Here is a 2,331-nt window from a genome sequence, read left to right as displayed (position 1 = left end):
TCCCTACTCACAACACGCGGATAGTTTTTCATTAACATCTCTAATAAAATGGCTTCGTTTCTCGTTATATCAATCTCTTGGTTCCTAAGTTTTAATACAAGTCTTTCGGGATATAAACTAAGACCTTGTTGCTCAATCATTCGTTCTTCTAGTTTCGGTGCATAGTCTCCATAAGCACGTCTTAAATGACTACGAATTTTCGCCATTACAACTTCATAATGAAACGGCTTCGGAATAAAATCATCGCCACCATTTTCTAACGCCATAACTTGATCCATCGTACCTTCACGGGCCGAAATAAATAAAATCGGACATGTGGAAACCCCGCGAATTTGACGACACCAATAGTAACCATCAAAACTTGGTAAATTAATATCTAATAAAACTAACTCCGGTTGTTCTTCTAAAAATATGTCTAACACATTTTGAAAATCCGTTACAATAATTCCTTGGTAACCGTATTTCGCAACATATGTTGATAATAACTCCGCAATTTTCATATCATCTTCAACAATCATAATTTTAACCATCTCTGAACTCCTTTTTGATCCACAATCTCAAATATACTTATATAAATAAATACTACCTCTTTTCACAAAATCCGTAAAATAGAAAAAGGATACTTTTATACAAAAGTATCCTTTTTCTATTTTTCTTATTTAATATGAAATGCATTTAGAGAAAATCCTAACTTCTCCACATATTCCCTTCCTAGTTCCATCCGCGCCGTTTTTAGTGGATCCACAACTTGGCAAATTTTTAAATTACCTGCTGCTGATAATAAAAGAGTTGCATCAGCTTTAGACATTTCTAATTCTTCATGTAAAAATGTCACCATATTACGTACAGCACGATTCGCTGCATCATCTAGCAATTTCTCTGAAGCAATCGTCATTATTTTTTCTTTTTGAATAGCCAATGGTAATGGCCATTTCTTTCCTTTTATAGTCTGAACAGTTACAGTTACCTCACCAGCAACCTCTACTCCACTAACACCAATTTCACCATCACCCATCGCAGCGTGTAAATCACCTAATGCTAAAAGAGCACCAGGAACATTTACAGGTAATAATAATGCTGTTCCTTCTTTAATCTCTTTACAATCCATATTCCCGCCATGATCATGCGGTGTACCACATGAAATACTCTCTTCTTTCGGTGCAGTACCAATCACACCAATCATGGGATTAATTGGAATTTGCAGTTCATTTGAAAATGAAACATGTCCATTATGTATTGGGACAATTTTTACTGTATTTTCATTTAGCTCATCACCCATTACACCTAGGTTCGCACCTGTAGTTAAAACACCCTGCTCTGCGATTTTAATCTTTTCAATCGTTACGACTAATATATCACCAGGTTCTGCACCTTTAATATGTACAGGTCCCGTCGCTGGATTTATTCGATTCCAATCTAATTCTTGAAACACAACATCTTCAGAATCAATTTGATTTTCAAAGCAATCATATGTTTCAAATACAAGACGGCTCCCAATTTCTACTTCAATACATGGATTATTTTCTGGTGACATTGCGTAAATGATATGTTCTTTATGTATACGATGCATAGTACCCCTCCTTTTTCGTTTTTATCTTCTATATAATAATTAGCTTTTATCTGTATAAGCTCCTTTTTAAAATTAGTAGTTATTTTCAAGAAAAATGCACTTAGCTCATTTTGAAACATACACTCTTTACTATAACAGGTAAAGAAAGGTGGTATTACAATGCCCCTTATTCCATACAACGAAAGTGACGTTGATTTACTAGCTCGTTTAATTCGAGCTGAAGCTGAAGGTGAAGGACGACAAGGTGAACAACTTGTTGGCTGTGTTGTCGTAAATCGTGTGTTTTGTGATTGTTTAGATTTTAAACAACTTCGATCTGTGCGTGATGCAGTATATCAAAGCCCTGGCGGATTCGAAGCAGTGCAATTCGGATATTTTTACCAACGCGCCCGTGAATCAGAAAAAGAAATCGCAAGAAAAGTTTTACAAGGTGAATGGCGCTGGCCAGCACGATGGGCTCTTTGGTATTTTCGTCCAGTTGGAGCTTGTCCACCCGAATGGTATAATCAGCCGTTTGCAGGGCAATTTAAAAGCCATTGCTTTTACGAACCAAGTGGTGATGAATGTCCAAAAATGTATTCAAGATAGTAAAAATTAAGCAACGCAAGTACTTATTCTATTGAGTACTTGCGTTGCTTTTAACTATATTTTAGAAATCTAATAATGTGACGAATTTTCTAGCGCCTACCACATGTATTAATAATGGTATACGTGGACCACTTGATTGATTCATAATGAGCCTATATAAAATGGTAAATAAT

General features: G+C 35.6%; 3 protein-coding genes. 1 reads left to right on the top strand and 2 read right to left on the bottom strand.

Going from position 1 to position 2,331, the window contains the following annotated elements; translation table 11 throughout:
* Together AB3X49_RS21600 and AB3X49_RS21595 are read right to left on the bottom strand one after the other, a co-directional pair.
* On the bottom strand, positions 1–530 hold a 530-nt coding region (locus tag AB3X49_RS21600; RefSeq protein ID WP_367964647.1), incomplete at its 3' end, for a response regulator.
* 125 nt (positions 531–655) lie between these two features.
* On the bottom strand, positions 656–1,570 hold the full coding sequence (locus AB3X49_RS21595; RefSeq protein WP_002127682.1) for an acetamidase/formamidase family protein: 915 nt from the start codon (positions 1,568–1,570) through the stop codon (positions 656–658).
* Between the two features lie 159 nt (positions 1,571–1,729).
* On the opposite strand from AB3X49_RS21595, the gene AB3X49_RS21590 reads away from it, so the two are divergent.
* Positions 1,730–2,158: a cell wall hydrolase gene (locus tag AB3X49_RS21590; RefSeq protein WP_002085180.1), complete on the top strand. Its 429-nt coding sequence runs from the start codon at positions 1,730–1,732 to the stop codon at positions 2,156–2,158.
* The last annotated feature ends 173 nt before the right edge of the window (positions 2,159–2,331 follow it).

This window comes from Bacillus sp. C30 (genome assembly GCF_040838255.1).
GTDB lineage: Bacteria > Bacillota > Bacilli > Bacillales > Bacillaceae_G > Bacillus_A > Bacillus_A mycoides.
The sequence above is the reverse complement of the archived record's forward strand: the minus strand, read 5'-3'. Positions and strand labels throughout refer to the sequence as shown.